Annotated in this window: 20 protein-coding genes; all 20 read right to left on the bottom strand. The window is 52.6% G+C overall.

The window, feature by feature from the left end; genetic code table 11:
- Window positions 1–122: 122 nt before the first annotated feature.
- Window positions 123–989 (bottom strand): alpha/beta hydrolase, encoded by an 867-nt coding sequence (locus tag ACYVJM_RS11930; protein WP_461148451.1) that lies wholly within the window; start codon window positions 987–989, stop codon window positions 123–125.
- A 695-nt stretch (window positions 990–1,684) separates the two neighbouring features.
- A complete protein-coding gene (locus ACYVJM_RS11925) occupies window positions 1,685–2,149 on the bottom strand; it encodes a response regulator (RefSeq protein WP_461148450.1) in 465 nt (154 codons plus the stop codon).
- Window positions 2,150–2,965: 816 nt separating this feature from the next.
- Window positions 2,966–3,796, bottom strand: coding sequence for a LytTR family transcriptional regulator DNA-binding domain-containing protein (locus ACYVJM_RS11920; protein ID WP_461148449.1), 831 nt, complete (start codon window positions 3,794–3,796; stop codon window positions 2,966–2,968).
- A 206-nt stretch (window positions 3,797–4,002) separates the two neighbouring features.
- Window positions 4,003–5,688: an IPT/TIG domain-containing protein gene (locus tag ACYVJM_RS11915; protein WP_461148448.1), complete on the bottom strand. Its 1,686-nt coding sequence runs from the start codon at window positions 5,686–5,688 to the stop codon at window positions 4,003–4,005.
- Between the two features lie 32 nt (window positions 5,689–5,720).
- Window positions 5,721–7,304 carry a hypothetical protein gene (locus tag ACYVJM_RS11910; protein ID WP_461148447.1) on the bottom strand — a complete coding sequence of 528 codons (1,584 nt, stop codon included), beginning with the start codon at window positions 7,302–7,304 and terminating at the stop codon, window positions 5,721–5,723.
- A gap of 53 nt (window positions 7,305–7,357) precedes the next feature.
- Window positions 7,358–8,599 (bottom strand): glycosyltransferase family 4 protein, encoded by a 1,242-nt coding sequence (locus tag ACYVJM_RS11905; RefSeq protein ID WP_461148446.1) that lies wholly within the window; start codon window positions 8,597–8,599, stop codon window positions 7,358–7,360.
- A 24-nt stretch (window positions 8,600–8,623) separates the two neighbouring features.
- The gene (locus tag ACYVJM_RS11900) at window positions 8,624–9,886 is read right to left on the bottom strand and encodes a glycosyltransferase family 4 protein (RefSeq protein ID WP_461148445.1); all 1,263 of its coding nucleotides are present in this window, start codon (window positions 9,884–9,886) and stop codon (window positions 8,624–8,626) included.
- A gap of 67 nt (window positions 9,887–9,953) precedes the next feature.
- A complete protein-coding gene (locus tag ACYVJM_RS11895; protein ID WP_461148444.1) occupies window positions 9,954–11,618 on the bottom strand; it encodes a GMC oxidoreductase in 1,665 nt (554 codons plus the stop codon).
- A complete protein-coding gene (locus tag ACYVJM_RS11890) occupies window positions 11,615–12,502 on the bottom strand; it encodes an aldo/keto reductase (RefSeq protein WP_461148443.1) in 888 nt (295 codons plus the stop codon). The genes ACYVJM_RS11895 and ACYVJM_RS11890 overlap by 4 nt, the downstream gene beginning before the upstream one ends.
- 52 nt (window positions 12,503–12,554) lie before the next feature.
- Window positions 12,555–13,823 (bottom strand): glycosyltransferase family 4 protein, encoded by a 1,269-nt coding sequence (locus ACYVJM_RS11885; protein WP_461148442.1) that lies wholly within the window; start codon window positions 13,821–13,823, stop codon window positions 12,555–12,557.
- Window positions 13,824–13,826: 3 nt separating this feature from the next.
- On the bottom strand, window positions 13,827–14,711 hold the full coding sequence (locus ACYVJM_RS11880; protein ID WP_461148441.1) for a glycosyltransferase family 2 protein: 885 nt from the start codon (window positions 14,709–14,711) through the stop codon (window positions 13,827–13,829).
- Complete coding sequence (locus ACYVJM_RS11875) at window positions 14,708–15,970, bottom strand: O-antigen ligase family protein (RefSeq protein WP_461148440.1); 1,263 nt, start codon at window positions 15,968–15,970, stop codon at window positions 14,708–14,710. Before ACYVJM_RS11875 ends, ACYVJM_RS11880 begins: the two co-directional genes overlap by 4 nt.
- The gene (locus ACYVJM_RS11870) at window positions 15,967–17,139 is read right to left on the bottom strand and encodes a glycosyltransferase family 4 protein (RefSeq protein WP_461148439.1); all 1,173 of its coding nucleotides are present in this window, start codon (window positions 17,137–17,139) and stop codon (window positions 15,967–15,969) included. The genes ACYVJM_RS11875 and ACYVJM_RS11870 overlap by 4 nt, the downstream gene beginning before the upstream one ends.
- A 9-nt stretch (window positions 17,140–17,148) precedes the next feature.
- The gene (locus ACYVJM_RS11865) at window positions 17,149–18,057 is read right to left on the bottom strand and encodes a glycosyltransferase family 2 protein (RefSeq protein WP_461148438.1); all 909 of its coding nucleotides are present in this window, start codon (window positions 18,055–18,057) and stop codon (window positions 17,149–17,151) included.
- Window positions 18,054–19,661: a flippase gene (locus tag ACYVJM_RS11860; RefSeq protein ID WP_461148437.1), complete on the bottom strand. Its 1,608-nt coding sequence runs from the start codon at window positions 19,659–19,661 to the stop codon at window positions 18,054–18,056. Before ACYVJM_RS11860 ends, ACYVJM_RS11865 begins: the two co-directional genes overlap by 4 nt.
- Window positions 19,570–19,914, bottom strand: a complete 345-nt coding sequence (locus ACYVJM_RS11855; RefSeq protein ID WP_461148436.1) for a cupin domain-containing protein — start codon at window positions 19,912–19,914, stop codon at window positions 19,570–19,572. The genes ACYVJM_RS11860 and ACYVJM_RS11855 overlap by 92 nt, the downstream gene beginning before the upstream one ends.
- On the bottom strand, window positions 19,914–20,897 hold the full coding sequence (locus ACYVJM_RS11850; protein ID WP_461148435.1) for an NAD-dependent epimerase/dehydratase family protein: 984 nt from the start codon (window positions 20,895–20,897) through the stop codon (window positions 19,914–19,916). The genes ACYVJM_RS11855 and ACYVJM_RS11850 overlap by 1 nt, the downstream gene beginning before the upstream one ends.
- A complete protein-coding gene (locus ACYVJM_RS11845) occupies window positions 20,894–21,676 on the bottom strand; it encodes a WecB/TagA/CpsF family glycosyltransferase (RefSeq protein ID WP_461148434.1) in 783 nt (260 codons plus the stop codon). Before ACYVJM_RS11845 ends, ACYVJM_RS11850 begins: the two co-directional genes overlap by 4 nt.
- Window positions 21,677–21,717: 41 nt before the next feature.
- Complete coding sequence (locus tag ACYVJM_RS11840) at window positions 21,718–22,395, bottom strand: sugar transferase (RefSeq protein ID WP_461148433.1); 678 nt, start codon at window positions 22,393–22,395, stop codon at window positions 21,718–21,720.
- 78 nt (window positions 22,396–22,473) lie between these two features.
- Complete coding sequence (locus tag ACYVJM_RS11835) at window positions 22,474–24,777, bottom strand: GumC family protein (protein ID WP_461148432.1); 2,304 nt, start codon at window positions 24,775–24,777, stop codon at window positions 22,474–22,476.
- Window positions 24,778–24,781: the final 4 nt, after the last annotated feature.

The raw sequence follows: 24,781 nt of genomic DNA, 5'->3' as shown, positions 1-24,781 counted from the left end.
TGACACCTTCCAGCCAAGGCTGGAAGGTGTATCGCGTCAACAAGTTCCGTAAATATAACAGACTGGATAATTGATCACTAGCTATGCCCTTGTGCGACAAACGCTCGGAATGGGTAGCCGGCTTACTTTTTAGCACTGAAAAAGCGCAGGGCATTGTAGATGGCCTGGTGAGCAATGGTGGCATGATCTTCCTGTGGCAGGTAATCGAAGTAGACCGTCATTGTACCGGGTTTACTTTTCTTTATTTTTTCGGCCAGCAGATTGGCATCCACTTCCATAACACGGGGAATTTCGGTAGGCGTCAAACCTTCCTTCCCAACGCCAATGTAGACGTTGGTTGGCCGGTTTCTCGAGCGTTCTAACGAGCTGGTGCTAAGACTCAATAGCGAGCCATTGTCCCACCATAAACTTGGACTTGTAATAATGTACTGCGTAAAGAGCGCGGTTTTTTTCAATAACACCTCGGTAGCCAGCAAGCCTCCTAACGATTGGCCGATCAGGGTTCTGGATGGGCTGGTTTTGTAGTTTTTTTCAACATAGGGCACCAGTTCCTTTTCCAGAAACTGAATGAAGTTATCTGAGTGGCCGGTGGTAGGGTATCTTTTTTTATCCGCGTCGATCGTAGTTGGATACGTAAAATCGCGTCGTCGGTCAACGGTGGCAATACCGACAATAATTGATTTCGGAGTCATATTGATCCACTCAAACGACGTGAATTGATACAGACCCACTACGTGAATGAAATCTTCGTCTGCCGAGCCATCCAGCAAATACACTACAGGGTATTTTAGCGTGTCTTTCGGGTTGTAATCTGGGGGCAAATAGATGTTTAACGTCCTTTTTTCGCGGAGAACCTGGGATTGGAGGTCGGCAATTAGGCCTAATACAAAGGGCTTAGTGCCAGGTAATTGGCTTGCCTGTGGTACTTGCCCGAACAAGGAGAAGCTGAATAGGGTAAAGAAGAAAAACAGACTTATTTTATTGATCATGTTCAGATTGCGTTAGCCACCATCAAAAATACCTTTGGTATCCATTGGTCAGTGATCGGATGGATACAGTCGGAAGTATAGTTGATAAAACCGAGACTCGGTATAGGGGGCGCTTAAATCGGACGATAATCCGTCAGATAGGGGATGTGCCAGTCGTTCAGGTGAGGCAACCATCTGCAGCAGGATGGAGAGGTTCTAGAAATTCAGTCTACTAGTCTACTGACCACCGGGCTTGAAGTCTGGTGGCAAAAACTCAAGCAATTATTCTGATTTATGCGCGGCCTTGCAGTGCTGTAATCATGATTAGTCGACAGGCGGCAGGAAGAATATAATAAAATTGCCAATTTACAGTCAATTAACTCAATGAAAGTCCACTAATGCTGTATCATTAGTACTTGTAAATGGTATTTTATAGTTATTTTTCTATAAAAAAACCTCTTAAGTGACCTGAAATCTGATGATTAGAAGCCTAAAAATAAGTTGAATAGTTTCAATTATACATTCGATAATTTGTAGATATAACTTTGTATTTAATTCGTTTAGCTTCTTCAAATTTCAATGTTTGATACTTGTTTTTCTAATACTTAGGTTTAATAAATAATAATTAATCTACGATAAGTTTAATTTTTTTATGGGTTGATTTAATGTTAATAGTTTGTTTTTCGAATAAGGAGAACACATTGAAAACAAACTGGCTAAGGGTGTATCGGCAGCGTAACGGCTTCAAGCCAATAGCGTCTGAACGTATAAAAGCAGTTCAACCATTGATGATAACTTACCGGCTTTACAATGTATGAGGCAATGCTGAAGGTATACGCTTGTTCTATGTCCTGCCGGTCCGTGGAGTTGCTTAACACAACAACGGGTAGTTGCCGGAAAACAAGGTGATTCTTTATAGATTCCAAAAGCGAGAAACCATCTTCCCGACGGGGTAAATACAAATCCGTTAAAATAAGTCTGGGAAGTTCTTTCTCGGCCGATAAGCAGGAATTTAGATGATTGATTACCTGGGCCGCGTTATTCATCCACAACGGTTCTACCTCAGGAAAGCATTGGGAAAGGGCAGAACGAATTATAAGCCAGTGGTCAGCATTATCTTCTATAACTAGAATGGGAATCCGGGGTACTTTGCGACGTCGTGTACTGTGTAGCTTAGCCATAGAATTTATAGTAATTGTTGAGCTAGTTTATTCAAATCAAATATATCCAGAATAACACGTACTTTTTCGCCGGGCTATACTTTTGTCCCGCCTTTTTAATATATATTTATCGTACGACGTATTTTTTGTTGAAATCAAATCGTCTGAATGAATATGTCAATTATTGATTTAAGGGAAAGGTTTATGATGTATAATTTCTATTAATTTCTTTTGTATGGATTCTATAAATTAATAAAATAAAAGTAAAAAATCTATAAGTCACCAAATTAAGTATATTAATTAAGTATACTATTCACAATACACTGATTTACAGTGACTATATTAGGCATGGGAAAGGCGTACTTAGGGTAAAATTTATCTACGATAAAAGGTATTTTTTATGAACTCAACTGTAGAAAGTACTTACCTGAGCGAAATCGCTCGAAGACACGCTGGATTTATCATGACTCTGTTTTACCACACAAAGTATGTAATTATTTAAAAGTGAAGTTGTTGAGCGCATATTCATTAGGAAAAGGCGCTTTTTGGGGTACTTGGTTGATTTTTTCAGGTGTAAATTCTTGTTAAAGCGTATCATAAAAGTTATTTATGGTTTATCTAAATCGATTAGTAGCTTGTAGAGATCAAAAAAAGTATTCATGTGTGGATTCATTTACGGAAATTTCTTTGTGGGATAGCGTAAATCGGTTGCGTGATCAACCTTAACAGGAATAAACTAAGCGCAGTAAGCTAAGCATCTGATGAGTATACTGTTACCTAAGACGGGTTTGATGTACTTACGTAACATGACGAAGATCAATTCTTGTTTGGCTTGATCTATGTGTTGGTAAGGGCCGGCTTCGGTAAACTGGGTAACGCGGCTGTTTGTAACCAAAATCGGCAGACGCGCTCAATCGTTTGTACAAATGACAAATGACCCTCCTGCAAAGAAATGACTGAATTTGCCTGTCGTTTGTATCCATCGCTAATCAAGGCATCGGCCGGTGCAACGAATAAAATGACGGGTATTCGGCATAAATAAGGATCACGTTTTAGCCGTTGCAGGGCTTGTAAACGCTCCACCGTATTTGTGCGGGCATCCAGTAGCGTAAGCGTTGGCAGTTCCTCGGCTGGAACTCCGCCCAGATGGTCAGACAACTGGCTGCTTTGCTCCTCGATCTGTAAACGGTAATCAGGCCAGCGCTGCTCCATCATCTTTGTAACGATAGGCTTGTAAGTGAAATCGTCGGTAACCAGCAGAATTGATCGTTTTGCCACCCTTACTTCAGAAAGCGTTTTGGGCGGGCTTACCGTAAACATGACCGTTGCGCTGGCTTTTTCGCCATTCGGTGCTAAACGGCGGTCAAGGGCTTCTGCCACTTCGTTCCAGCGTCGGCGACTCACCGGGAAAATAAGTCCACTTTCAAGTTGAATTTCGCCGGCCATTTTCTGCCGTGGCGGAGCCGTCAGGGTCCGGGCATAAATCGGATTGATGAGCACACTCTTATGGGTCCGGATAAAACCCGGTAGCTCATCCTGTAAATAGCTGATCGGTTTCGCTAACAGTTTCTTATCGCCGTTGCGATAATAAATCCAGCAATAATTATTAGCACCTAATAAATGGGTGATGAGGTTTGGGTGTTCAAGGGCCGGTTTTATAACGCTCATGGTGAAAAGTAGAGATGTTAAAAAAAGGTCAGGCTTACCAACGGTCTGCAACAAAAGTATCGGTCTATAAAGTCTACGTTTTGTATAGGAATACTGTTCTGAGTTTGCCTTAAAATTATCTATTAAAATAGTAGATTAATAGGGCCGGGCCTGTCTTTTCAGAAACAGGCCCGGCCGGAAACGTTTGAACGCCCACCAGTCAGGTCTTACCGGTCGTAATCGGTTGCTTGTGGATTGGTATTTGTCCAGCCCGCAAGCCAGTTATCCGTACCAAAAGCGCCCCGGTAAGTTACCGACGTAAAGAACGAATTGGTCAGTTTAGCTCCCGTTACGGCGCCCGTCAGGAGGGGTGAGCCGGTTTGTGGGACAAAAGTTGGGGAGCTAAGGGTCAGGTTGCCCGGACTCAGCAGCAAGGATGCGACATCAGACGTTGCCGTAATCTGGTTGGAGCGCCCGGTCGCCGTAAAGTAGGCTGTAGCCTGCTCGGGGGTGTTCGATCCGGCACCCACTACAGGGGTTAATGCATTGGCAACAACGACGCCCTTCAAATCCAGCGTTCCACTTACATAGTTGGCCTGCTGCCCAATAGCGGCTCCTTCCAGATAAACGCCCACCGGGAAACCATACACCAGCGAGTTATAAATGGAAACAGCGGTGTTCCGGCGTAAATAAATGCCTGCATTGTACAAGCCCGTAGTAGGGGCAGTACCAAAGGCGAAATTGCTGAAGTTAGCGAAGGTAGGGGCCGTTTGCGTATAGCCGTTAATGGCCGTTACGGCCGTTACATCGCTGGTTTCGGCAGACTGGTAATTGTCGACTTCAAAGCCATTCGAGCCGGAGGGGTCGCCCACACTCACATCCCGCAGCGACACGCCAAACTGTGCGTTGCCCACATAGCCCCAGTCAGCACTCCAGTCGTCGTCGAAGGCCCGGTACGAAAACAGGTTCTTCAGTCGGGCGGTACCGCCAAACCAGGCAAACGCATCGCTGCCACTGTACGACACCTGCACATGGTCGATCGTGGTGTTGGCGCCAACACCGATCAGCGTCAGGCCGCCGAGCCGGCTGGCAGGCGTGGTTGGCTGGGTAGCTCCGGCGTATTCAATGCGTACATACTGCATCGTACCCGAGTTGTCCAAAGGTTCGCCGTAGGCTTCGACCGTACCCCGAACGCCATACGGGTAAGCGGCTGTACGTGATTGGTTAACCGGCGATTTTCCGATCAATACAACGCCACCCCAGTCGCCGTACTTACGCTGACCGGCCGCTTTCGATGAGGTAAATACGATGGGCTGCGTAGGGGTGCCAATGGCAATTAACTGCGCCCGGCGCTCAACGATCAGTGCCCCCGGATAATTGGTGCCGCTGGGGTCCATCTCGGGGCCGGTGCCTTTAATGATCGTCCCCGGCTCAATGGTCAGCTTATAATCGGCCGGGATGTAGACCTGACCACGGAGTACGTAGATCGTATCCTTCTTCCAGGTCAGGTTGGCGAACGTCGTTCCGCGTACCTCTTTTGTGGGTTTAAGGCCCGGAAGGGCAACGGTAAATGTTCCGGCACTCTGGGCTGTCTGGCCATTCGCTGTTACCGAAACGGGGCCGTTGGCGGCACCCGTTGGCACCACAACCACCAGTTGTGTTGGTGAGGCCGACACTACCGTGGCCGTAACGCCCCCAATGGTAATGGTGTTGCTGGCCGGATTGGTGTTGAAGTTCGTTCCCGTAATGGCAATGGTGCTGCCCACCGGAGCAGTGGCCGGGTCGATGGACGTTATCGCCGTAACGGCGGGCTGCGGGTCGGGATCGACGGGATCTTTTTTACAGGCAACGAAGGCCAGTGACAGGCTCAGCAGCAGGAGCAGTGCGGACAAAAAGGGGTTTACATGTTTCATAACAGGGTATTAGTTGGTAAGATGATGACTGTTCAGGACTGAAGTGTACATTCTAAAATGCGGTGACCTTTAATGGCAATGGGTAATTCGCGGATGATCTGAACCCGTCCGGTTTCGATGAAGTGCTCGATCTGGTAATTGCTGCTTTCATCGATCACGTAAAAGTGCGGCACCACCGACCGGGTGAAGTTCCGGCTCGGAATGATGTCATTGACCTGATACTTTTCCCGAACCGATTTCAGCACCTTGTGCTCTACGGTAGCGCTCAGGATATTCGTTGGTTGCACTGCAGTATCCCAATCCAGCAGGTAACGGACTTTCGTTGTCTTGTCGTGGAACCAGATGGGCAGGAAGTAATCGGCGGTTTCGACAAAGACGGGGTACGCTTTGTTCAATTGCGGGAGGTAACTCAGCACTCCGCTGGGAAAGACATTGATTTTCCGGTTCTGATAGAAGACGAACCCCGCCAGCGCGAGCATATACAGGGGCAGAAACTTTACCCGCACCGCCACACGGCCCGGCTGTAACGGTCGGCGATCCAGAAAAAAGTAGACGGCATACACCAGTTGGTACACGACCAACAAATGACTCGGCCACAGATACCGGCTGATGAACACCGACCTGAAAAACAGGGACACGACCAGGGCAATGCCCACCGGAACCAGATACAGAAACCCCGCCAGCAGGTAAAACGTAAAGGCGCTGTCGGTGATGAGGAACTGAAACCGGGTGGTTCGCAGACGTGGCAGGGCGATGTACGCCCACAATCCCAAAATGAGCAGAAACCGTAAAATGGGTACTAGTTTAAAGATAGATTTCCGTTCGAGGGAGGATGAAAGTGACGGAGCAAGTTCACCGACAACCGTAAAGAAAGACGAAAACGTAGGCACCGGTATCCAGGAATGGGGCTTGCCCGCTTCGGTTTGAATGGCAAAGCTGGGATACCAGAGCAGGAGCCAGACGACCAGAATCAGTACATGTCCCCCCACGATATAGGCGTACCGTTTGTTTCCTGACCAGATAAACAAACCGGCAAAAAGAGCACCCGAGGCTGCTGCGTAAAACAGCCCGAAACTATGGGTGAACACGATCAGTAAGCCCAGTACGCAGAAGGCAATGAGCAAAGGCACCCGCTCCGGGGAAGCAATGAGTTGGTGCAACACCACAAAATAACCGAAGCTGATGAGCAGAAAAAGGGAGTAGCCGCGAATCTGGGTCGATAGCGTCAGGTTCAGGTAGGTGAATGCAACGATGAGGCTGATGAGCAGGAAGTTCCTGACCGGCGTGCCGATCAGTGCGGTTGTGTAGCGGTAAAACAGGGCAAGCGTAGCGGAAAAAAGAAGCACCGAAACCGCCCGTAAAAACTGCGGATTCTCACTGATACTATGTCCGATGACCCAGTACAGATTGGGAAAAATGGGTGGATTCTGGTCCATGTTACTCACCAGTGCATCATTCATGTGCGCAATAGAAGGGTCAGAAATCAGGATATAGCTCAGCACCTCATCCATCCACAGCCATTTCTCCTTGAAAAACAACGAGACGATCAGGCTGATCGAGAAGATAAGCAGCAGGGCTAAACTCAATAAAATGATCTGTTTTCTTTGCCGATGCACGTTCGTAACAGGTTTGGAACAGTGTCTTTTTTTGCTTGTAGCACGTCCCGTTTCTAAGCCGGGTCAACGCTTAGTCGGGTACTGCTCCTGCCAAGGGGTTTGGCCACTTTTTGGCTGATACAGTGTTTTTCATAAAGCGATACGTATTGATCGGCCACTTCGCCGATGGGGAAGCGGGTTCGCACAACCCGGACCGCATTGGCCGAGCATCGTTTGTAGAGCACCGGATCGGATAGGAGTTTGTCAACGGCCTCCACCATCTCATCCACTTTCGTGACGTCGACCAGCAGGCCGCCATCTTCGACCACCCAGGCCACCGCCCCGCTGTCTTTTCCGGCTACTACGGGCACCCCGAAACTCATGGCTTCGGCCAGGACCATACCAAACGATTCTTCAAGGGAAGCATGCAGCAGTACCGTACTCTGAGCAACTTTATCGAGCACTTCCGTGTAGCGTGTTGAGCCATGCAGCACCACGTTGGGAATCTGATGTTCCCGGCAGAAAGCGTCGGCATGTTCGCCCGGTTCGAAGGCCGTACCAAAAGCCCACAGGACCGCGTTCGGGTGCCGCTGCTGAATGCCCTTAAAGGCCAGCAGGGCATTTTTGCTGTTCTTTCGGTCGTCCCAGCCATTCACTACCATGCTGATTGCTGGCACGTTTGACCGGGTTGGGTTTCGTTCCTGATCAGGCATCGGCACCGGGTTAGGCACCACGGCTACGGGCTCCGTTATCCATTGCTGAATGGTTCCGGCCATATAGGGCGATACCGCCGTAAACCACCGGCCCCGCTGAAACACGTACCGGGCGAGCAACAGGTGGAAGAAGCGATTCAGTGTGCGGACGTAACCGAAAATTATCTTGGCGTTGTCGTGTACGGTAATGAGCGTGTTGGGTGTGTACATCAAACCCGCCAGCGCGTATTCGTACGTCCAGTGAGCGTGTACCACGTCGGGCTTGTGCTGCTTCAGTACAGCCACCATCTGGTTTCGCTCGAAGCGGAAGAAGTCGGCGGTACGGCCGGGACGCTTTCCGTTGGGGCGGAAGGTATGTTTTCGCTTGGGAACCACTACATACGTCAGCAACGGGTCGGTATACACAAACGGCGGCTCATCGTCGGCTAGCTGATCGTCCATGGTAATGGCCAGCACCCTGTATCCTCGAGACAGGTATTCGTTAATGAGATTACTGATCAACGGAGCCCCCGGCTGTCCTTTCGGGTAGGAGCCGAGTTGCCGCCGGGCGGCCTCCGTTAACAAGTCGTTCGTTGCAATAGAACCCAGGATGCTGATGTACATGTTGGTTGTTGAGTTAGTGGTTACCTACGCCTGATTGACGGCCATTACCGCGCTGGCGGGCTGGCCTATAAGGGCAGTATAGTATCTGTGAATAATGTGGGCTACTTTCTGCTCCCACCGTTGCCGCTGGGCAAAATGAAAAGCGTTGATCCCCATGTCAATCCGCTTTTGCTCGTTGTCATACATCCAGGTAATCGCTTCGGCCAGCCCCTGCGCAACGGTTTCGGGGGTTGTCACGGGCACCCGAATACCGGTCGAATCGTCTACCAGTTCGGCCTGGCCGTGCAACTTCAGCGTCACTACCGGCAGGGAGTAGCCCATAGCCTCCATCAGCTGAGCCGGGCCGGTGTCGCGCAGACTCGTGAACAGAAAGGCATCGGCCTGTCGATAGTATTCCTTCACCTGCTCGTAGTTGACCTTGCCGACCCACGTAACCCGTTGGCCAAGGTTGTATTTTGCGATGTACTCAGGGACAAACTGCCCCATTTCGCCATCGCCGACAATCGTCAGGTGAATGGGCAACTGAGGGTCTACTTTGCTCATGCCATGCAGGGAGAGTTCAAGGGCTTTGCGGGGCATAAGCCGGCCAACCCAAACCAGCTCCAGCGACTCATGGGCAGGGCGGTGAATGGGTTTCGACGGAATGAAGCTGGCTCCAACACCGCCAAATTCCTTCTCAACACCGTTGGTCCGGCCCATGGCTGCGATCATCTGGCGGGTATCTTCGTTCCAGGCCAGCACGTAATCGGCTTGGCGGACAGACTGGTAGCAACCGGGATTGAAGTGCAGCATGAGATCGCTCACCCACGACCGCATCTTCTCTTTCAGCCAGTGCGATTTGAAGTAATGGCGCATGTTGGCGGGGGCTTCCTGACCACCGCCAACGGGCCCGTAGATGAAGGGTAGGCCGAGTTTATAGAGGTAGCTGCCAAGTTGCAGACTGGTGTAACTCACATGGTGCACCAGATCGAACTTGTGTGTCCGGGCAAGTTTCCGGGCCGATTGTAAGGCGGACCACTGCCAGTAGAGATAATGAAAGTACATGCCCAGCAGGCCAAACGAACCGGCTTTGTCGGCCCAGCGGGGTAAGGTGACGAACTCAAAATTCAGGTTAGGGTACGAACACTGCCGGAGTTTTTGGTCAATTTCGGCTTTACCAATGTCTCGGGTGAGGCACCAGACTTCATACCCCTGCTGGCTAACCAGCGAGGAGTAAAACCAGCCATTCCCCTCCTCCGACCCTCGGTCGGGAATGCAGGCGTAGGCAGAGATAAGAACTTTTTTCATAACGTAAGGGAGTCAATGCACTGAGTTGAAAGGGTAAAAGGTCAATGGTTAGTGGAGCATATAGGCGTCAGGGTTTGGTTTTAAGGAAGTTGGCCAGCTGTAAGGCGTGTGCAACGATGGTGAGGGTCGGGTTGGCGTGTCCGCCGGTTGGAAACACCGATGACCCCGCCACGTACAGATTGGTCAAGCCGTATACTTTGGCATCTTTATCGACCACGCCCGTTTGCGGATCGTCAGACATACGCGTGGTACCGATGTGGTGCGAAGCCGAGTTAAATGTCTTTATCCGTTCGCGCAGGTAGGCTCGTAAACCCGGTTCCGAATACCGTATCTCGCCCATTCTTTTCTCGACAAACGTCCTGACGAAAAGGGCGTGCGTTTTTACGATCGACTCAATGTCGGCCTCCAGAAAGGCGAGCTGAACTTCGGCCCGCGGTATACCAAATGAGTCTTTCTGGGAATCGGACAAGCGAACCCGGCTCGTCCGGTTGGGCGACTGCTCCGCCTGAAAATACAGCCCCCAGAATTCGTTTCGTTTGGAAGGGAGTAAGTAAGGTAACCGGCGCTTCGCCATGCGTTTCAACCCGAGCCGGATCAGGTCCGGAACGTCCTTGAGGCCATTCCGGGCAATGTTGACGGTATGCTCCCGGAGGTCGGGGATCAACTGTTTAGCCTTATCCATTGACCGATGAAGCGAGCGCTGATTCAGAATAGTCAGCACTGATTTGGCTATGAACAGCGATGAGAACAGCACATCCCGATGGCCGTCTTTCTGGATTGGGTGATATAAAAAGAAGATGGTGTTCAGCAAGTTGTTCCTGGCCTGAACCGGCTCGGGGAACCACCAGCGCCGTCGGCAGTAAACGCCCCCCTCGTCCCGCTCGAAGTCGGCCATGAGTTTTTCCTTGTCGTGCAGTTTCAATTCCGCATAGGTGCCGCTGATGTGTACCATGTAGTATCGACCTACGTTGTCGTGCTGGTTGCCGAGTCCGGTGGGGAAGCGGTCGTTTGTAGAGGCCAGCAGCAGACGGGCATTTTCAATTCCGCCGGTTGCCAGCACAAAATCACGGGCCTGAACAGACAGCATCCTGTCTGTCATGGACACATCGACATGGCTGACACTATCGGTCGTTTCCTGCGTTTGCAGGCTGATGACGTGCGCATCCAGCAACACCTGAATGTTGGGGCTGTTTTCGAGTTGTTTCTGGTAGGTTTTACCGAAATGTACGGGCGGACTCCAGCGCTCCAGCGGGTAAGAGACCAGTTCATCGGAGTCGAGCCCTTCCAGAATTTGCTGTTTGTTTTCCGGAAAGGCCTTTTGGGCGTTAAACTCAAAACGGCCGATCTGGCAGAGCGCTGCTGCCTGTTCGTAATAGGGGCGCAGGTCTTTGTATCTCATTGGCCAGCCGCTGTTGGGTACCCAGGAGCGCGCCTTGAAATCGACTGGCTCAAAGGGCATACAACGACCACCCCAGGCCGACGAGGTACCGCCAAACTGGCGTCGGCGGTTTTCTTCCAGCGGTTCATGGGACCCTCTGGGCGAAACAGCACCCCGGTATAAATCCTGATTCGGAAGGGTTTCGGACCAGTTGCCTCCCGTAATCATAATGACCGAGAGCGGGGAACCGTCCAGGCTGAGGGCTATCGAAATAGCCGCCGGACCACTACCAATAATGCAGATATCGGCGTCGAGTATGTGACCTGGCGGGAACGTGTTTTTGGTGACGATCATGACAGGAGTTGATTAAGTCTCGACAAATGCGGACGCAGGGGTTCCACGTACGGCAGGGCATCGATGTTATGCCGGAGGTGCTCCGGGTTACTGGTACCGAACAGGGCACTAGTCGACTTCCCTTCCGCCAGTACAGCCGCAATTAGAAACTGAGGCAGTGAGATTTTGGACAGACCGTCCAGCTGACGGATGGCATCGGCATTGCGGGAGAACGTATCCTTCAGGGACTGGAAGGGGCGTAGTGTCTGGTTGGCGATTACCGGAATCCGGTGCAGCCGGCACAGCTCAAGAATGGGCGATGTGCCGTTTTCCTGCCAGCAGACAGCCGTTTGCACCAGTTGCACCTGCCCACTCCGAATGCCTTCTTCCACCACACGGTAATCGTTGGTCGATACCCCCGTGTAACGGGCCAGTCCCTGCTGCCGGATTTGGGCCAGCCCATCCCAGCTATCGGCATCGGCCAGGTCGGCCCAGTCGGGTTCGTGCAGCAGCAGCGCATCTGCCGCTTCGACCCGCAGGCGTTTGTTGCTTTGCCGAACGCTGTCGAGCAGGTACCCTGATGTGTAGTTCTTTTTAGCCCCAACCCGCTGGATGATCTTCTTGCCGATCTGGTTCAGGGGCGACAGCCAGCCCGGTGTATGCACACGCGGAAGCCCGGCTTTGGTGACCACGAAAAAAGGAAGCCCCGTGGCTCGTACGCTTCGGGAAATGAGCCGTTCGGCATCACCGGATCCATAAAAATCGGCAGTATCAATCAGATTGATCCCACCTTCAGACGCGACACGTAAAAACTCAACGAAATCATGCGTTGCCAGCCTGCTTCCCAGCGATGCCGCCCGGCTGGTGCCAATCCCTAAGGGTGATAGTTGATCCAGGGTTATCATGATGAGAAGGGTTAGCGTGTGTAACGTTCTGAAGGCTGGTCGGGATAATCCGTTAGCTTCGTTTAAGCGCTGCAGCATACGCAGCCGGTTTGGGCAGGACAGATGGGTACAGCTCGTCGAGGAACACCCTGATCTTGGTTTCCCAGACCTGCGTCTGGGCGAAGGCGTACCCCGCCTGGCCCATGGCCAGTCGTTCCGTTGGATGATGGTACATCCACTCGATGGCGCGGGCCAGATCGGCCACCACCTGCTCTTCATCGGTCACCTTCACCCGCAGACCGGTTGCGTCGGACACGAGTTCGGACTGGCCGTGCAGATCGAGTGTAACAACGGGCAGTGAGTACGCCATGGCTTCCAGCAATTGATGCGGGCAGGAGTCGCGCAGGCTCGTGAAGAAAAATACATCCGATTGTTCGTAGAACTCCTTCACTTCCTGATAGGACACATGGCCCACCCAGTTCACCCGGTCGTGTACCTTGTAGCGGTCGAGGTAATGGGGCACCTGTTCGGCCATTTCGCCTTTACCGCCCACAATGGTGAGGGTAACCGGAATAGTCCGGTCCACTTTTCCGAGTGCCTGAATGGTTAATTCGAGGGCTTTTCGGGGCAACATGCGGCCCGTCCAGAGTAGGTTCAGACGAGGGCCGGGGTAATGCTCCGTTGGCTTGGCTGGTAAAAAGGAGGGACTAAGGCCAGCGTCCCAGATACGGTCGATGGGTCGTGCCGGACGTAGCTTTCGGGCCATGGCAAAGGTATCCATGTTGGTCACGACCAGCCGGTCGGCGGTGGCTACAGACTTATAAAAGCCCGGATTGACGTACTGGAGCATCGTACCTACCCAGTCGCGCATCCATTCCCGCGACCAGTACTGGCCGAAGTACCGTTTCATGTTCTTGGGTGCCCGTTGTCCGCCACCAACGGGGCCAAAAATGAACGGCTTGCGCAGCTTATACATGAAGCTGCCCAACTGAATGCTGCCGTAAGTAACATGATGAACCAGGTCGAACTGGTGAACCCGGTCCAGCTTTCGGGCCAGCTTCATGGCGCTCCACTGCCAGTAGAGGTAATGGAAATACATGCCGATCAGGTTGGAATCGCAGAACTTGTCGACCCACTGCGGCAGCAGCACGTAGTGAACCATCAGATTCGGAAAGAACCCGTTGGCCAGTAGGGGGTCGATGGCCGCTCTGCCGTCTTTTTTGGTCAGACAGTGAACCTCCAGCCCGTTTGTGCTCAGAGTTGTGGCATACGTCCAGCCTGTTCCCTCTTCAGAACCATGATTGGGAATGCAGGCATAGGCGGATAGAAGCACTTTCTTCATAGGTTATAGCGGTTTCATCAGTCTTACTTTACGTAGTAAAAAACCCGTGCAGATCCGGCCCACGTCGAAGCAGAAATACAATGCTTTCGTCTTGGAGTGATCAATGGCGAAGTTGTAGCGTATCCGCAGGTTGGTAGGCGACTTGATGGAGGTGAAGCTGTCGATGAATTCTTTCAGCGTTATTTTGCGCTCCACCTGAATACCCGTTGCTTTCACGTATTCATACACCACACTCGGCACGTTGACGATGAGCCGGTAGCCCGCCTTCCGCGCCCGTACCGAAAACTCGATGTCGGACATGTAATGGATGTATTTTTTGGAATCGTACAGCCCGATCTTATCGAAAACTTCCATCGGGATCAGCGTACCCCGGCCGGGCAACGAGTGCGATTCAACGTAGGAAGTCTTGGCAGCCAGTTCGCGGTAGCTGTTATGGTAATCTTCGCACAGGTGACGACCACCCGCCGTGTACAGTTCAAAGGAAGCCCCGGCGTATTCCAGCTTTTCGGGGTTATCGCTGTCTACGCTCACCGACCCAATCAGGCAGGGTTTATATTTCCGGTAGGCATCCAGCATGGTTTGCAGGTAGTCGGGGGCTACACGGGTGTCATCGTTGAGCGTCAGGACAAAATTTTCGTGGCGTTTGTCCTGCGTTTTCTGGGCGTAGCGAATGCCCCAGTTCGTGGCTTCTGTCCACCATAAATTGCCGTCGCCTTTCAGGACGATAACTTCCGGAAACTCCTGGCTAATCATGACATCGGTACCGTCGGTTGAGCCGTCGTCGACGACAATGACCTGAAAATTGCGATAGGTTTGCACCGAAAGGCACGCCAGGCATTGCCGGGTGTACTCAAGGCGGTTATGGACAGGTATAACGATACTAATCATGACATGAATTGGCTTTTGGTTAACTCAGTGGATTGTGATGGATGGGTAGAATCGACCTCCTCGAAGGGAGTATACTCAACGGGGAGTTCGGGTGCGGGGCGTTTGAGACCGTAATACATGCCCAACCCGACAAACCCCCAGAAAAAGACCGGTAACTGATACGAAACGGCGTACACAAGGCCGCTGACGAGAAAGCCGAAGAGGACAGTCTGCTCCAGGGTGAACACCCGGTTTCGACGGTACATGACCAGCAGCGTGCCCAGTATGATGAGCAGGTTGATGAACAGACCCACGAATCCGTAGTTGTAGAGCATGTCGATGTACTGCGAGTGAATGATGGTGCCTTTCTCGGGAAAATCTTCGTTCTCCATGATCTCCCCATTGTCGTAGCCAACGTACCGCCAGCCCAGCATGGGTTTGTCGGGAATCTTGCTCAGGTAATACTCCGACTGTTCCAGCCGCCAGCTGCCCGTATTGTCATCTTTGGGGTCGAGGATACCGCCGATGTTTTCCAGAAAGCCCGCCACTTTATTGTCGGGCAGCATGCCCGCCAGCGGAGCTACCAGCACCAGCAGTACGGCAAACGTGGCAATGGTACGGCCCATTGGAAAGCCACGGCTGGGCAGCTTTCCCATCACCGACAGACCGGCCACCACGCCAATGGCAATGAAAGCCGCCGAAATCACCGAGCGGTGCAGCAGGAAAACGATGAACGCGAAGGTGAACAGCGTGAGCAGCAAATCCCGCACCTGACGATCGCGCAGGTAGAGCATCAGGTAATACAGACACGGGATAACCAGATAAAGGGCTTCGTTGGAGGTTACGGTGCGGCTTTCGGAGGTGAGGTTATAACTGAAAATCTGACCCAGAAACAACTGGTTGATGATGTAAAAGCCAAAAATCAGGAGCACAATGTGCTGTACGCTTACATCGCCCACCTTCCGGGCAATGGCATAGGCGAGCAAGGCCAGCCCGCAATAGGCAAAGCGTTTGATCACGAAATAGGAGTAAACGAACTGCCCGTACTCGTACTTCGATTCGAGCACCAGACCGATAACGCCCAGCAGAATCATCCAGGCCGCTACTTTGTAAATACCCGGCTGGTCGAAATAATACACCACCAGCCCGACAATGCCAATCAGCGCCGTGCCGCTAACGGCTTTATCGAACAGCGGATTCAGGGCGTTGCCCCCGTAAATCAGGGCACTCATCCCGAACAGCAGGACAAACAGGACGAACCGATAGACCCAGGTCATCATAAGACAGGTTCCAGTTGAGTGACAGCATCGGCAGGAACACCCGCCGTTTGCCGGTAAAATGAAAGCAGTTTTTCGAGGTTGTTCCGATGATTGAACGATACGGCGGCATTGGCCCGCTGGGCATCGGTCAGTTGTTTCCGCCGGGTCGAATCGAAGTAACGGACTACCTCACTCGCCAGATCGGCGGGCGTTGTGCCGCTGAAAATTCCCGCGTTTTTGGGCAGCATTTCGGGAATACCGCCCACGGGTAGTGCCAGAACGGGGGTCTCTACGGCAAAGGCTTCGACAATGGAGTAAGGACAATTGTCGTTGAGGGCCGTGTGCACATACAGGTCACTCTGCGCGACCAGCTGCCAGGGCGCAGCCTGCCGACCCAGAAAACGAACATGGTTTTTCAGGTCAAACTGCTGGGTCAGTTGCTCGTAATCGGCGCGTTTCGGACCATCGCCAATCAGCCAGATCATAAAGTTGTGAATACCCCGGCTGCGGAGTTCATGGCCGACCTCCAGCAGGAGTTTCTGATTTTTTCGCTCGTCGATGTAGCCCACATTGCTGATAATGATCGTGTCGGGGGCTAGTTCAGTTGGGCGGCTCTTGCTCACCGAACCCGCCAGTCGAACCGTGTTGCGGAGAATCTGCTTGTTGACGCTGGCTGGTAAAAGGTGCTTCGACTGGTTGTAAGCGTAGTTCGAGACGAAGATGTAGTTGCTGATGTACGAAAACAGGTAGGCGTACCAGTTAGTGAGCCGTTTGGTAAAGCCCGGCTTGAGCGCAAACTGGTCGACCAGCTCCTTTACGGGGTCGTCGTTGAAATGGCAGGTCAGCACGATGGGTGCCCGCCGACCCAGCGCCAGGTAAGCCGCTACACCGGAGCGGGGGTCCTGCGCATGGATAAGGTCGATGTTGGCACTCCGCAGCTTACGCGTTGACAGATAAATGCCGGTGAAATACGCGAACTCGTCGTACAGAACGAAAAACGCACCGCCCAGTGGCCGCATTACCCGTTTCAGGATACCCAGAAATTTCCGCCAGAGGACCGGCGTATTCGTGGCATCGACGGTACGCACGCCAACCCCGGCATCGGCCAGATCGCTGGCCAGTGCTTTGCTGTAGGTCACAACACCCGAGGGTGAGTTTGGGGCGAGATACGTGGCAATCAGTACATTCATGACTGAATCTTATTTATGCATGAATCGATAAAGCCGAACCGTGAATATGGTTTCGGGACGTTTGCGGAAGTTGTTCAACAGGCTGTCGAAGGCCGCTTCGCCATAGAGCAGGAAGTTGTAGAGCCGGTTTTGCCGTTTCTCTTTGGCTTGCTGCAGCGTGGCCCGGATGGACCATTGCAGAAAAACGACGATGCCGTATTTGCTGCCGTACATGTTCTGGAAAATGCGTCGCTGGTTCCGGACAGCATAATACTGCTTCCAGGCACCGGGCCAGGGAATGCCGTTCCGGTCGAAGGAGGGTGGGTGATAAAATACCGATGTTGGCACCGTAACCACCGGAAAGCCCATTTTCTGGGCGCGGGTCATATATTCTACCTCATCGCCCCAGATGAACAGCTTCCTGTCGGGGATGCCAATGGCCCGGATCACCTCCGCACTGATGAGTGTGCCATTGAAGAGGGACGCTACACCATACACCAGGTCGAACTGGGTCATGTCGGTCACTTTCCGAAAGCTCTGGTTGGGCCGGTCGACGTAAAAAGCCAGCTCTTCGTGGTCTTTGACGCTAATGGATACGCAGTTCTTGATAGCTGGCCCGATATTGGGCGACAGCAGCAGGTTTTCAAGCGCATCCGGGGCGGCAATGCAGTCGTCGTCCATGCACCAGATACTGTCGAAACCATCCTGAAACGTTCGTTCGATACCCGTGGCGAAGCCCCCGGCGCCACCCAGGTTAGCCTGTGTCAGCACAATTAGCTCCGGCTGGTTTTTCAGCCACTCGCCGGTACCGTCGGTACTGCCGTTATTGACGACATAGATCGCGTCGGCCCGGCGGGTCTGGGCGTGCAGACTTGCCAAACAGATCTTCAGATCGTTCAGTCGGTTATAGGTTACGACAACTGCGGCTATTTGTTTCATGATTGTTGTTTAAACAGGACCGCCAATCGGCTCTTGCTGAATGTTATAGCTTCCTGTAAGTAACTGAGCTTCACGACCTCGATGCCTTTGTAGCGGAGGTAGACGTAGAACGATGTAGTAACGAAGGCCTCGGTAATCACCCACGAACAGGCCACACCCACATGGCCGAAGCGCTGGATAAAGAGCGCATTGAGTGACAAACTCACGATGGAGCCCACCGCCGAAATTCTGAAGAAGGCTTTGTCCATACGCAGGCTGAGCATGGTATGAACGCCGAATAAATTGTTAAGACCGAGCGTAATGGGCAATAGCGCCACAATGCGCAGTACCAGCACAGCCTCCTCGAACTTCGCCCCGTAAAACATCGAAATGAAAATGGGGGCGATGAGCCAGATGCCCGCCGAAACCAGCATCATCAGGAGCGTTACCGGGAAGAAAATGGTCCGCACGATAGTTAGCCCTTTTTCTTCGCTTTGCCCGAACGCGTTGGCCACGATGGGAAAAAAGGCCTGATTCAGTGCCAGCGACACAAACGCCTGAGCAATCCCAACAATCCGGGTCCCGGCCGAGAAAATGCCCACGTTGTAGGGCGTGCTGAACATGCCCAGCAGGAAGATGTTCGATCCGGCGTAGATCGTTGCCACCACCGAGGTAAAGAACAGTGTACTGTCGTCGCGGAACCGCTTCGTCATCTGGGCCAGGGTTGGCCAGGAAAAATGGATGTCGAAGCGTTTGACCGCCACAAAAAAGGCCACGAAACTGACCATCACCTGCGACAGACTCAGCGACAGGTTCTGGTACACATAATCTTCCGGCTGCTGGATAAAGATGAATACGGTGAGCGTGACCAGCACCTTGATAATGGTGTTGAATAACGCCACCCGCCCCAGATTTTCCATAGCCTGGTACAGCCAGACCGGGAAAAATACGATACCAATGGTGCCAATGTACGTGCAGATGTGCAGCCAATAGTGCGCCCGAAACTCATCGACAAACGAAGAGATGACGGCGAAAATGACCGTCGAAACAACCCAAAGTGCCGATTTTCCGAAAATGACCTCGCTGAACACCCGGTTTTTTACCTCCGCATTGTCGCGGTTGGCGGCAATGGCCCGTACCGAAGCCATGTCGAAGCCGTAGTTGATCAGCAGGGTAAAATAGGCGACGAATGCCTGTGAGAAGTTGAGCAGTCCCAGCCGCTCCGGCCCGATGATGCGCACCACGTATGGCACCGTGAGCAGGGGGAGCAGCATGTTCGCCACGTGCAGACTAAAGAGCGAAGCCACATTGACCGCGAACCGCTTCAGGATGGGTTTCGATAAAATATCCTGTTTGCGGGCAGCGGGAGCAGGTGCCGTTTCTACCGCGCCGGAAGATGAACCCGCATAGGCAGCCCGGTCAATTACCCGGATCGAACTCTCTGCCTGGTTGGTCAACTCACCAGCCGCCATATCCACGGAGCCTACCTCTTTACTAACCATATACTTTTGTTTGTTGAGCGATGCGTATAAATTAATTTGTGGCAACCCCGAAATAGACATATTCCAGCGGGTCGTTGCCGGTGGCTTCCAGTCGGTGCGGAACACCCGCCGGAATCCGGACAAACACACCGTGATTCAGCGGAATCGTCTGGTCGTCGACCACGTAAATACCTTCGCCTTTAAGGAAGAAAAAGCACTCTTCCATGGTGGCATGTGTGTGCAGTTCGCAGTAATCCGCTTTCGTGAAAATGCCGTAAGCCACCTGGGTTACGTTGGTTGGCGTGTCGGCATTCCGTAGGAAAACCTGCTTTGCCCCCTGGGCATGAGCTGTTAGCTCACGCTCAAGGTGCAGCAGGGAGGCCGTTATCCGTTCCATCAGGCTTCGACCGGTTCGAGGACTTTCTTCTGGATCTGTTCCGAAATCCAGTCGTAGGTTTTCTCAACGCCTTTGCGCAGTGGGGTCGACGGTGCCCAGCCCAGTTTCTCCTGAATCAGGTGGTTGTCCGAATTGCGGCCCCGTACGCCCAGCGGTCCCGGAATGTTATTGATAGACAAGTTCTTACCTGAAATGTCGATCACCATTTTGGCGAAGTCGTTCAGCGAGATCATCTCTTCCGAACCGATGTTGACCGGACCTGAGAAGTCAGACAGCATCAACCGGCGAATACCTTCTACGCACTCGTCGACGATCAGGAACGAACGGGTTTGTTTACCGTCACCCCAGATCTCGATAGAGCCGCCGTCTTCGGCCATGGCCACTTTCCGGCAAACGGCAGCAGGTGCTTTTTCACGACCGCCGTCCCAGGTGCCCTGTGGACCAAAAATGTTGTGGAAACGGGCAATGCGGGCTTCGATGCCGTGGTTTTTCTGATAAGCCAGAAACAGCCGCTCCGAGAACAGTTTCTCCCAGCCGTACTCGCTGTCGGGGTTAGCCGGGTAGGCCGACTCTTCGGAACACTTCGGGTTGTTGGGGTCCATCTGGTTGTGCTCCGGGTACATACAGGCCGACGACGAATAGAAAATCCGTTTCACCCCTTTGTTCTTGGCCGCTTCGAGCACGTTGAGGTTGCAAAGCACCGAGTTGTGCATAATGGCCGCGTCGTTGGTGCCCGTAAAGACAAAACCGGCACCGCCCATATCGGCCGCTAGTTGATAGATTTCGTCCAGATCAGATGTGATGACCTCATCCGCAACCTCCGGGTTTCGTAAATCGCCAAGGATAAACTCGTCGGCATTCCGGTTTTCGTATTCATTTTCTTTAACATCGACTCCACGAACCCAGTATCCTTCTGATTTGAGTCGATTAACGAGGTGGCCGCCAATAAAGCCACCAGCACCACAGACGAGAGCTTTTTTCATACTTGTTGATTTGCCGAAGCAGTTGATTGTTTAACGGGTGAGATAAGTTCTTTTATGTTGAGCAGGATAAAGAGCGGTACAATTTCCAGGTATCTCTTGTAGAGTCGTTTAGGTTCGGCCATGAGCCGGAACAGCCACTCCAGCGACATCCGCTGCATCCAGCTCGGAGCCTGTGCTACACGGTCGGTGTGGAAGTCGAAAGCGGCTCCTACCGTCACAATGAAGTTGACGTTAACCCATTGGGCCAGCCGCCGGGCAAAGCGTTCCTGTTTGGGCGTACTCAGCCCGATCCAGACGATGTTGGCACCCGAGCGGTTAATGGTTTCGCCCAGTTCCTGAAACTCAGCGTCCGACAGCTCGCGGAAGGGCGGGCAATAGGTGCCGCTGATCTGGTAATTGCCGAACTTGCGGCCCACGGCCTGCTTCAGTTCATTGGCAACTCCCTCCTGACCTCCGCAGAAGAAGTGCTTCACCGATTTGTCGGCGCTGCCCTCCAGTACATACTTGAAAAAATCGGGGCCGTAGCACCGGGTCATTTGTTTGGCACCTTTCATCTTACCCACCCAAACACCGGGCATACCGTCGGGCAGGTTCCAGTAAAAGGAATCCAGGGTGGCTTTAAAATCAGGCTCTTTGAAGGCCGTTACCAGACCATGCGCGCCCGTAGCACTAATGCACTTGTTTTGTTTGGGCAGTACCGGATCGCATTGCCGGATAATATCCTGCACGGCAGCCGGAAGCCCGGCATCGTACAGCTTGACTTGTAGTACTTGTGTCATCGTACCAGATTTAATGGGTTATTTGATATGGATACCGGGTATTACCAGGCGTTTTTATTACCACCGATGGCCGCTTTGACAGTCCACCAGCAGATTTTGGCATCCAGCCGGGTCGACTGGCGGTTGATGTACAGATGGTCGTAGCGAACGCGGACCTTCATTTTGTACAGCTCACCGGTTTCGCCCCGTGCCCCGCGTGCCTGCGCCAGCCCTGTAATGCCGGGTCGGACGGAGTAGCGTTCCTTGTAGCCCGGCATCGTGTGCCAGTGCTGGGCATCCAGCGGAATGGGATGGGGGCGGGGGCCAACGATGCTCATGTGCCCGGCCAGTACGTTGAGGAACTGCGGCATTTCGTCGAGGTTGGTCCTTCGCAAAAACTTTCCGATGCGTGTTACCCGCATGTCATTGCGGGTTGCCTGCTTAAACTGGGCATTGCGCTCGTAAGCCATCGTCCGAAATTTCAGGCAGGGGAATACCTTGCCGTTGCGCCCCGTCCGGGACTGTACGAAGATAGCCGGGCCGGGAGAGGTCAGCTTTATCAATAGAGCAAGTAGAGGTATGAGCCAAATAAGCACCGACACCAGCACGATACTCGCAACGAACAGATCGAATCCGCGTTTTTTAAGCCCCTGAACAATACGCTTCGTTGTGTAAGGCCTGGCCTCACCATCGTAGCTTAGATATAGATGAAATGTTTTTCCGTCGGTAGAAGCCTGCATGGGAATCTCCAGTTTCTGGGGTGGACAAGTGAGTAATCCAGCATCCAAAGTAAACAGCCAGCTAGAGTGGCACCGGGTTTAGCGGTATGAATAGCTATTCTTGTATCTGCTGTTGAAATGGTAGCCATCGCCACCGCCTACGGCATTGAGAATGATACTCATGTTCTGAAAACGGTGTTCGCGATGGAGCATATCCAGAATCTTGAGGCTCTCCTTCGGGGTTACGCCATGGCGAACAACAAACAGGGTCGCGTCGGAATAAGGGGCAATGGCCTGCGCATCCGTAACGATGCCAACGGGTGGCGCGTCGATAACGACGTAGCGGAATCGCTCGCGGAGTTCGCCAATGAGTTGTTTCAGGTTCGGGCCGCTCAGGAGCTCCGACGGGTCTGGTGGCAGTGGACCGCTGGGAATGATGAAGTAGTTGGGGTACCCCGGCACCGGCTTCAGAATATCGGCCAGGGTAGCTTCGCCGTTGAGGTAGTTGCTGATACCAACCGAGTTGTCGATGTCGAAATGCTGATGCAGACGCGGCAACCGCATGTCCATCTCCAGAATGACCGTCGGTTGTTTCAGTAACGCCATACTGGCACCCAGGTTGAGTGATATGAACGATTTGCCTTCGCCACTGATGCTCGACGTAAAGAGCAGCACCTGGCTATCGGTCGATTCGCCCCGGCCAATGTGGAGGTTGGTCCGGATCGTCCGGATCTGTTCGGCAATGACCGATCGATTGTTGGGCGCCACGATTAGTACGTCGCGGTTGCGCTTGTTCATGATCTCGCCCAGAATGGGCACCTGCGTCACATCTTCCACATCGTTCCGGCGCAACACTTTGGTGTTCATGGCACCTTTACCCGCCACGGCGGCCGTTGGGATCAGCAAACCAACCAATGCAAACAGGGAGTAAATGACAATGCCAACCGGTTTCACTGGCCCGAGGCTGCTTTTGGCGGCATCGACAGTGCGGCTGTCGGCAATGGCAGCGGCAAAAGTCACGGCCATTTCTTCGCGTTTCTGAAGCAGGTAGGTATACAGATTATTCTTGATGGTCTGCTGCCGGGTAATGTCCAGCAAGGCCCGCTCTTTCTGGGGCACCGTCCGGATAACGCCCTCCAGCCGGGCATTGGTGGCCACGTACTGGTCTTTCGACCGGTTGAGCATGGACTTCATCGTGCGGATGTTCTGCGCGATGTTGTTCTGCGTATTTTTTATTTGCTGATCCAGCGATTGAAGCTTGGGGTTCTGTTCTCCACTGGTTTGCTGTAACTCGTCGCGCTGCAATTCAAGCTGCGACAGTTTATCGATCTGATTGAGCAGAACGGGATCGCCCAGGCCAACGGTGGCGGGCGTGCTGCCCCGCTTGTCGGCTCGTGTGCTGACAAACTTATCGAGGTCTTCCAGAGCCGCCAGCTGAATGCTGACCTGGTTAAGCTGCGCGTCGTTCTGTGTTGTTGTTTGCATAATCGACTGCGCCTGTGCGCTCAGGTCGGTGATGCCCAAGGTCGATTTATAGGTTTCAACGTTTTTCTCAACCGAAGCCAGTTCGCCGGATACGATCTGCAGGCGGTTCTCGACGAACTTGAGCGTGTTATCGGCCACTTTGTTCTTGTCGATGATGGAGGCCTGGTTGTATTCGTTGATGAGGCTGTTCAACACCGCTTCGCCTTTTTTGGGAACGGCATCTTCGAGGGTCAGGCGTATAACAGTCGAGGTTTTGCTGGTTGGTTCGGCCTTCAGATTATCCATATACATCCCTACGGCGGCTGCCATTGGCATCGCCTGGACAATCAGGGGTTCTGTCTTTGGGGTAATGGGCTTTCGGGTCAGGATGCGCAGCTGGCCGTAGGGCGTTCCGATCCGCTGGTTGAGAGGATAGATTCTGTCATTAATTCGTACGGATTTATTATCGATAAACGATAGATTAAGTGGCTTTTTGTATAAAGATTCATCGCCCTCTTCGACAAGTACCCAAACCGGCGATTCGGTGTAGATTTCCCGTTTGCCAAAGGACGCTTTCCGGAAATACCGGGCATCGAGGTGCAGCGTAGAGACAACCCGTTCCATCAGGGTAGAGGAACGAAGCACTTCCAGTTCGTTTTCAACGACTTTTTTGGGCGAGTACACTTCCAGTTCCTTCAGGGGGTTGGTTTGTCCGCTCCCCTTTTTCTCATCCTGCAGCATCAGGCTTGCCTGAATGCGGTAAATCGGCTGTTTGTAGAGCAGAAAAACATACGCACCCACTAAAGAAAGTGCCAGCGACAGAGCGAACCAGGGCCAGTAGCGAAGGTAGGGGGCCAGGTGAGATCGAATCGGAGAGCCACCAGGGTCGACTACCTGATAGGAAACATATGATTGGTTGGGTTTTGCATTCATACTCATTAAG

The organism is Spirosoma pulveris (assembly GCF_054781875.1).
Note: the sequence above shows the minus strand (reverse complement) of the source record. Positions and strands in the feature narration are given on the sequence as shown.

Bases quoted from the DNA above. Each gene is read 5' to 3' on its own strand.
- ACYVJM_RS11920 (WP_461148449.1), bottom strand. From the start codon at position 3,796: ATGAGCGTTATAAAACCGGCCCTTGAACACCCAAACCTCATCACCCAT.
- ACYVJM_RS11900 (WP_461148445.1), bottom strand. From the start codon at position 9,886: ATGAAAAAAGTTCTTATCTCTGCCTACGCCTGCATTCCCGACCGAGGG.
- ACYVJM_RS11905 (WP_461148446.1), bottom strand. From the start codon at position 8,599: ATGTACATCAGCATCCTGGGTTCTATTGCAACGAACGACTTGTTAACG.
- ACYVJM_RS11880 (WP_461148441.1), bottom strand. From the start codon at position 14,711: ATGATTAGTATCGTTATACCTGTCCATAACCGCCTTGAGTACACCCGG.
- ACYVJM_RS11840 (WP_461148433.1), bottom strand. From the start codon at position 22,395: ATGCAGGCTTCTACCGACGGAAAAACATTTCATCTATATCTAAGCTAC.
- ACYVJM_RS11835 (WP_461148432.1), bottom strand. From the start codon at position 24,777: ATGAGTATGAATGCAAAACCCAACCAATCATATGTTTCCTATCAGGTA.
- ACYVJM_RS11875 (WP_461148440.1), bottom strand. From the start codon at position 15,970: ATGATGACCTGGGTCTATCGGTTCGTCCTGTTTGTCCTGCTGTTCGGG.
- ACYVJM_RS11885 (WP_461148442.1), bottom strand. From the start codon at position 13,823: ATGAAGAAAGTGCTTCTATCCGCCTATGCCTGCATTCCCAATCATGGT.
- ACYVJM_RS11845 (WP_461148434.1), bottom strand. From the start codon at position 21,676: ATGACACAAGTACTACAAGTCAAGCTGTACGATGCCGGGCTTCCGGCT.
- ACYVJM_RS11870 (WP_461148439.1), bottom strand. From the start codon at position 17,139: ATGAATGTACTGATTGCCACGTATCTCGCCCCAAACTCACCCTCGGGT.
- ACYVJM_RS11915 (WP_461148448.1), bottom strand. From the start codon at position 5,688: ATGAAACATGTAAACCCCTTTTTGTCCGCACTGCTCCTGCTGCTGAGC.
- ACYVJM_RS11850 (WP_461148435.1), bottom strand. From the start codon at position 20,897: ATGAAAAAAGCTCTCGTCTGTGGTGCTGGTGGCTTTATTGGCGGCCAC.
- ACYVJM_RS11930 (WP_461148451.1), bottom strand. From the start codon at position 989: ATGATCAATAAAATAAGTCTGTTTTTCTTCTTTACCCTATTCAGCTTC.
- ACYVJM_RS11890 (WP_461148443.1), bottom strand. From the start codon at position 12,502: ATGATAACCCTGGATCAACTATCACCCTTAGGGATTGGCACCAGCCGG.
- ACYVJM_RS11925 (WP_461148450.1), bottom strand. From the start codon at position 2,149: ATGGCTAAGCTACACAGTACACGACGTCGCAAAGTACCCCGGATTCCC.
- ACYVJM_RS11865 (WP_461148438.1), bottom strand. From the start codon at position 18,057: ATGAAACAAATAGCCGCAGTTGTCGTAACCTATAACCGACTGAACGAT.
- ACYVJM_RS11895 (WP_461148444.1), bottom strand. From the start codon at position 11,618: ATGATCGTCACCAAAAACACGTTCCCGCCAGGTCACATACTCGACGCC.
- ACYVJM_RS11855 (WP_461148436.1), bottom strand. From the start codon at position 19,914: ATGGAACGGATAACGGCCTCCCTGCTGCACCTTGAGCGTGAGCTAACA.